4 protein-coding genes and 1 pseudogene are annotated in these 7,097 nt (G+C 71.6%); 1 reads left to right on the plus strand and 4 read right to left on the minus strand.

Features of this window, described 5'->3' with window-relative positions; translation table 11 throughout:
• From IG78_RS43500 to IG78_RS0140440, 4 genes are all read right to left on the minus strand, one after another.
• A partial coding sequence (locus IG78_RS43500) for a carboxyl transferase domain-containing protein (protein ID WP_037687746.1) occupies positions 1 to 224 on the minus strand: 224 nt, incomplete at its 3' end.
• Positions 225 to 363: 139 nt separating this feature from the next.
• A complete protein-coding gene (locus IG78_RS0140430; RefSeq protein WP_030574547.1) occupies positions 364 to 600 on the minus strand; it encodes an acyl-CoA carboxylase epsilon subunit in 237 nt (78 codons plus the stop codon).
• Positions 601 to 1,231: 631 nt separating this feature from the next.
• The gene (locus IG78_RS0140435; RefSeq protein ID WP_030574550.1) at positions 1,232 to 2,458 is read right to left on the minus strand and encodes a cytochrome P450 family protein; all 1,227 of its coding nucleotides are present in this window, start codon (positions 2,456 to 2,458) and stop codon (positions 1,232 to 1,234) included.
• Positions 2,459 to 4,100: 1,642 nt separating this feature from the next.
• Positions 4,101 to 4,790 carry a ScbR family autoregulator-binding transcription factor gene (locus tag IG78_RS0140440; protein ID WP_030574553.1) on the minus strand — a complete coding sequence of 230 codons (690 nt, stop codon included), beginning with the start codon at positions 4,788 to 4,790 and terminating at the stop codon, positions 4,101 to 4,103.
• A 632-nt stretch (positions 4,791 to 5,422) separates the two neighbouring features.
• On the opposite strand from IG78_RS0140440, the pseudogene IG78_RS49940 reads away from it, so the two are divergent.
• Positions 5,423 to 7,097: pseudogene (locus tag IG78_RS49940) on the plus strand (hypothetical protein); the annotation flags it as partial.

Here is a 7,097-nt window from a genome sequence, read left to right on the forward strand (position 1 = left end):
CGGTGCCTGCGCAACTGCTCGACCTCCTGGAACGAACCCTCGTCCAGCAGCAGCGCGATCCGCTCGCGGGCCGTCAGCTTGCCCTTGGCGTGCTGCGCCTGGGTCGCCTTCTCGCCGGGTCCGGCAAGGGCCTGCGCCCGCAGGACACCCAGCTCCACCGCCCTGCCGCGCGCGTCAGCGGCCGGCCGCGCCTCAGGCGCGGCGCTCTCCAGCACCGTCGTCATGGCCCTTCCCCTTCCTGCGCGTGCCCCAAGGGCGAGCCCCCGGCAGACACCACCAGCAGAATCCTAACAAACCGCCTGTGCGGTTTCCGTGTGTGATGTGGGGGGATGGCTGGTCACCGCCCCCCGCCCGAGACCGCTCTCAGGACGCCTGCCGCCAGCTTTCGGGGGCCCTGTAGGCCGGTGCACGCCAGCGCCCGCGTCCCAGCACACGGGCGTGGCCGTTGACCGATTCCCGGCCCTGCCCCCCGCCCCGGTCCGCCTCCCTGGCGGCCGCGGCCGCCAGCGACAGCAGCGTGACCACCACCGCCGCCAGCTCCTCCGCGCTGGCCCGGCCCCGCGTGATACGGATCAGATCCGCGCCCGCCACACCCTCCACGGCTGCCCTCCCTCACCCCTCGGCCCGGCCCACGGGCCCCTCAGCCACGGACCCTTCGGCCACGGGCCCTTCGGCCACGGGCCCCTCAGCCACGGGCCCTTCGGCCCTGACCCATGACCCCTGGCCCCTGGTCCGCTTGGCCCTCGGTCCGCTTGGTCCTCGGTCCGCTTGGTCCTCGGTCCGCTTGGTCCTCGGCCCGCTTGGTCCTTGGCTCTTGGCTCTTGGCTCTTGGCTCTTGGCTCTTGGCTCTTGGCTCTTGGCTCTTGGCTCTTGGACGATCACGGTCTCCCGTACCGCTTGAGAACCGCTCGTATCCGCCTCGCAGCCCCGCCCGGAAACCCGCCACCTCCTGCCCCCGCCCCGTGCCCGTGCCCGTTCCCGTTCCCGTTCCCGGCGGCGGCAGCGGCGGCCGGGGCGGGGTAGCGGCGGGCGGGGGTGTGGGAGAGCCCTGCGGCCGGGGTGGCTGCAGGGCTCTGCCGTAAGGGGTGCGGGGGGTGCCTGCCCGGGGCCGGGGTGGGTTCGGGTTCTGCGGCCTGGGGGTGTGTGCCGGGCGCAGCGGCCGGGCCGGGGGCTTGGGGGCTGGCGCTGTCCGTTCTGGGCGGGGGGCGAGGGGGTGTGGTGGGGGTGGGGGTCAGGGGTGGAGGGTGACGGGCAGGGTGGCGTAGCCGTTGATGATGAAGGACTCCACCGGTTTGAGGGTGTGGGCCGGTTGGGCCAGGCGGATGTCGGGGAAGCGCTCGAACAGGGCGGACAGGGCGACTTCGCCTTCGAGCTGGGCCAGCGGGGCGCCCAGGCAGCGGTGCACGCCGTAGCCGAAGCCCAGTTCCTCGCCCCGGTCGGTGCGCCGTACGTCGAAGACGGCGGCGTCCTGGCCGACGTCGTCGGGGTCCAGGCCGGCGGCGGCGAAGGAGACCAGGATGGCATCGCCCTGTCTGATGGTGATGCCGTCGAGTTCGATGTCTTTTACGGCAAAGCGCATGGGCGGGTAGGCGGCCGGGTTGCGGGTGCGCATGGTCTCGGCGACCACATCGGCCCACCGCGCCCGCCCGCGCCGCACGTGTTCCAGTTGGGCGGGGTCGGCCAGCAAAGCGGCGGCCGCGTTCACGATCAGGGTGGCGGCCGTGTCGTGCCCGGCGGCGATGAGCAGATACAAGGTGCCAAGGAGTTCCTGCTCGCTGAGTTTCTCGCCCTGGTCGCGGGCCTGGATCAGGGAGGTGGTCAGATCCTTGCCCGGCGTGCGCCGCTTGAGGGCGACCAGCTCGGCCATCATCTCAAAGGCGCGTTCGTTGGCCGCTGCCATCTCCGCAGCGCCGGCGGTGGTGTCGAAGACGGTGTGCACCACCGCGCACAGCTCATCACGCGCCTGGGGCGCCACCCCGAACAGCTCGCAGATGATCCGGGTGGGCAGCAGATCGGCGTAAGCGGCCCGCAGATCCACCACCTGCCCCGCCGCAAGGCCGGCCAGCCCCTCCAGCAGATCCGCGGCGCACCGCTGCACCCCCGGGCGCAGAGCGGCGGTGCGGCGCGCGGTGAACGCTCCCGCCGCAAGGCGCCGCAGCCTGCGGTGCTCGGGCCCGTAGGCGGTGAGCATGTTCTCGTTGTGCACCCACGTGTACAGCGGCCACTGCTCGGTGATCCGGCCCTCGATGAACTCCGGCCAGTGCCGGCGCGGATCCCGCGAGACCCGCGGATCGGCCAGTAACTGCTTGACATAACGCGCCTTGACCACCGCCCACGCCGGCACCCCGCCCGGCAGCAGCACCGCCACCGCCGGCCCCTGCTCCCGCAGCCACGCCGCCTGACCGGCATGATGCCGCCCCCGGGTATCCAGCGCATACGGACACGCAGCCATCTCCATCAGCACACTCCATCCACTCGACACCGACACCGACACCGGGCATCACACGAAACCGCGCCCCGCCCGGCAGCACACAAACCCCGCCCCGGACGGGCCCGGACGAGAACCACTGACCACTGCACGGCACACAACAACCGCGCCGCACAAGCCGGAACCAACCCCGCCGCCACACCCCGCACCCCCCGCACACTGGACGCCGGGCACGCACCCCGAACCCCACACCCCGCACCGCGCACGCACCGGGCGCCGGGCACGCACGGGGCGCCGGGCACGCGCCGGGTGCCGGGCACGGTGCCCGCCCCCGCAGGCAGTACCGCCACACGGCCACGCGCAGACCCCGCCGCACGGCCGGCACCTGCCGCAGGCGCTCACCGCACCGCACGGCACCAGGCCGCCGTGCAGCCGTGCAGCCGTACTGTCTTGCCGCCTTGCAGCCGTGCAGCCGTACTGTCTTGCCGCCTTGCCGCCGTGCAGCCGTACTGTCTTGCCGCCGTGCCGCCTTGCCGCAGCAGACGATCCCGCGTCCACGCCGCACAGTTGCACGGGAAGCACACGCCGTCGGGTGGTACATGAAGCTGCTCACCGCACCACACACTCCGCCCCCACCGCAGTCCGCACCACACAGCCCGCCCCCACCCACCGGGGCACCGGACAGAACACGACCGCCCCGCACCGGGCACCGGGCACCGGGCACCGGGCACCGGGCACCGGGCACCGGGCACCGGGCACCGGGCACCGGGCACAGCGGAGCACACACCGCCCCACCGCCGCCTGGGGGGTGTACCCGGCCACGGACTGTCCCCGGGCAGGAAGGCGGGCGCCTGCTGCCGGGCGCCCGCCGGCGGGGGGGGGGCCCCCCCCCCCCCCCGGGGGGTGCCGGGCCCCCCCCCGCCGCAGACGGCACCTGCACCACGCCTCCCAGCACAAGCCATGCCCCCCTACTCCCTGCCACCGGCCGCCCGGCCCGCCGCCACCCGCCCCGGCCCGGCGTGGCACGTGACTGCGCACTGCGGTGCCGGACCGGGCCTGCTCCCCTTGCGTCCAGACCCCCGGGCACACCACGTGCCCGGCACTGGCGAACACCCCGCCGCCCCCGGGCCAACCCGCCACCCACACCCCCCGGGGGGGGCGAAGGGCCACAGGCCATGAGGACGGCCCGCAGCCCCCGGAGGGGGAGGGTTTTCACGGCACACCCCCCGGGGGGGCGGTACCGCCGCACCACACAGCCCGTGCCCAAAAAGCCGGTCCCGGACCGGACTTGACCTCCCACACCTGCACGGGAGAAATGAAGAGAGCACCGGGACCGGCCGGCAACCACCCCCCTCCTCCCCGCCCCGCACACCGGGGGAAGACCTGCCCCCCCGAGGGGGGCGGTGGAAGCCGCCGGGCCCCTGCGGCCCGCGAGGGGGGCCAGACCCGGCCCGGAAGGGACAGGCAGAGGACCGGGCCGCAACCCAAGCCGGACCGAGCCCGGGGCCGCAGCCCAAGCCGGGCCCAGGCCGGGCCGCAGCCCAGGCCGGGCCGGGCCGGAGCCAGTGCCGGGCCGTGACCCAAGCCGGGGCCGGGGCCGTGGCCGTGGCCCAGGCCGAAGCCCGGGCCGTGGCCGGGGCTGTCGGGGCCGTGGCGGGTGCCGGGGGCGGGGTCAGGGCTGGGGGGCGGCGTCCTCCTGTGCCCGGTGCTGTCTCATCGCCTCCTCATACACCCACTCCCCGCGCTGGAGGGAGAAGTCCAGGCGGGCCAGCACCGCCGGGGAGGCGATCGCCGACATCAGATAGGAGTAGAAGTCCAGAACCCGCTCCTGCAGATCATCACGGCCCGTCAAAATCCCCGACAGGACCTGCACCCCGGTGAACGCCGCCACGAACACCTTCACCACCCGCGCCAGATCGACATGCGGCAGGATCTCCCCGGCCGTCTTCGCCTTCTCAAACAGCTCACCGGTGTGCTCCAGCCAGCCCTCGACCGGCACCCGCCGGTCCAGCAGATCCCTGGGCCCGCCCTGCTCCACCGTCAGACGCATACTGCCCTGCACGATCGGATCCCCGGTGCCCTTTTGCAGCAGCCGCGCCAAAAGCACCGCCTCATCGATGGACATCTGCAGATGCAGCTCATGCACCGGCACCGCAGGCAACCCGCCCACCTGCGCATCCAGCACACCCTGCGCCAGCTCCTCCTTCGAGGCGAAGTGGAAATACAGCGCGCCCTTGGTCAGCCCCGACCTCTTCAGGATCTCCGAGATCGTCGCCGCCTCGTACCCGACATCGTCAAAGACCTCGGCCGCCGCCGCGAGAATCGCCTTCCGCGTACGAATCGCTCTCTCTTGCCGCGCCACAGGCGCACCTCCGCAACCCCCGCTGCACGGACCAGGACGGGCAGCCCCACAACCCCGCACCCCACCCAAAGGGCAGAACACAGACCACAAGACCACCACACACACCACCCCCGGCCACAACCCCAGCCACAGCACAGCCCGAACCACAGCCACAGCCACAGCCACAGCCTGAGCCGAAGCCCGGACCACCCGGACCGAAGCCGAAGCCGCAGCCCGAACCGCCTGCACTACGGCCGGAGCCGGAACTGCGCCCGCAGCACAACCACGGGCCCGGACACGGGACCGGACGGCCCGCCAGGAGAGCAGACCGGTGATGCATGCCCCCCACCCCCCACCCCCCGCCTTGAGGCAGAGAACAGGAGCCAACACACCCCATAATAAAACCAGGCAAGCGGTTTTGCAACGGTCTGTGATCACCGTTTCCCGGCCCGGACCCCCGGCCCTGCCTGCTTCCTCACCCGGCAGCACCCTCCATCCGGGCCCCAACTCGCCCTGGAAACTACCGGTTTGGCGATGAAAGCTGCTCCGAAATGACCGCCCGAAACGTTTTACAAGAAACCGGGGGGTCCGTATCTTTGGTCTCCGCACCGTCGCACCATCCCTTCGACTCGGCGTCCGTACGGGAGAGGTCCATGACCCTGCTGACCGTAAAGAACCACGCCCAGCACAACCGCGACACGGCAGAGCGGAACACCCCCGCTCCCCACACCCCAGACACCACACCACCCGGACCGGACACCACCCCGGACACCGAACCCGGAACCCAACCCACCACAAACACCAGCCCCACCACAGGCACGGACACGGGCACCGCGGGCACCGCGGGCACCGCGGGTACTCACAACACCGCGGACACGGGCACCGCGGGCACCGCGGGTACTCACAACACCGCAGGCACCACACACACCACAGGCACCGCAGGCACCGCAGGCACCGCAGGCACCGCAGGCACCGCAGGCACCGCAGGCACCGGCACCACGACCTCAGACCCCACCGGTCACAGCACCACCGGTCACGGCACCACCGAGGACGGCACCACCGGCACAGGCCACCACCTCACGGGCGACAGCACCGGAACCAACCCCGGCGCCAGTACCGACCCCGACCCCGGTACAGATGCAGGTGCCGGTGCCGGTGCCGGGGACCTCGACCAGGACCCCGAAACCACCGCCACCATCAACGAACTCACCCGCCTCCTCTACGACGGCGACGACATCGACCGCCTCCACACCCCCTGGCGCAACCTCATCTCCACCGACGAATTCCGCCCCCAACACAACCTCACCCCCACCCAACAAATCACCCGCTCCTACCAACGCCTCCACCACGTCAACAACACCGCCGGCCCCCACCCCCACACCCTCGCCCAAGACCCCCAACGCCTCGCCGCCATGCACGAATGGCTCGGCCCCGTCGACGGCGGCCTCACCTCCCTCGCCAGCATCCACTACAACCTCTTCCTCGGCACCCTCCTCGACCACAACCACACCCCCACCCTCACTGACACCACCAACAACAGCAACAGCAACAGCAACAGCACCGACAACAACCACGACACAAACCACAGCAACAACGAAAACAACACAGACAACAGAAACAGCGAACCCAACAGAAACAACACGGACGGCAGGAACGAGGAAGGCCGGAACGACAGGAACAACGGGAACAACGAGAACGACAGGAACGACAGGAACGACAGGAACGACAGGAACGGCAGGGACAACGAGGACGGCAGGAACAGCGGGAACGGCAGGGACGGCGGAGAACACCGGAACCACCAGGACAGGCAGGACAGGCAGGACAGGCAGGAAACCCCCCACACCCACGACCTCACCCCCTACCTCCGCCTCGAACAAACAGGAACGTTCCTCTGCACCGAACTCGAACACGGCAACGACGCCGCCAACCTCCAGACCACCGCCACCTACAACCCCCAAACCGGCGGCTTCACCCTCCACACCCCCCACCCCGGCGCCCAAAAATTCATGCCCAACACCAGCCCCCTCGGCGGCCCCAAAACCGCCCTCGTCGCCGCCCGCCTCCACACCCACGGCCACGACCACGGCGTCCACCTCTTCCTCGTCCCCCTCACCAACCACCACCACCCCCACCCCCACATCACCACCCACACCCTCCCCACCCGCACCGGCCCCACCATCGACCACAGCCTCACCTCCTTCCACCACCTCCCCCTCCCCCCCCCCCCCCCCCCCCCCACCCCCCCCCCCCCGGCGCCCAAAAATTCATGCCCAACACCAGCCCCCTCGGCGGCCCCAAACCCGCCCTCGTCGCCGCCCGCCTCCACAC

This window comes from Streptomyces aureocirculatus (assembly GCF_000720475.1).
Taxonomy (GTDB): domain Bacteria; phylum Actinomycetota; class Actinomycetes; order Streptomycetales; family Streptomycetaceae; genus Streptomyces; species Streptomyces aureocirculatus.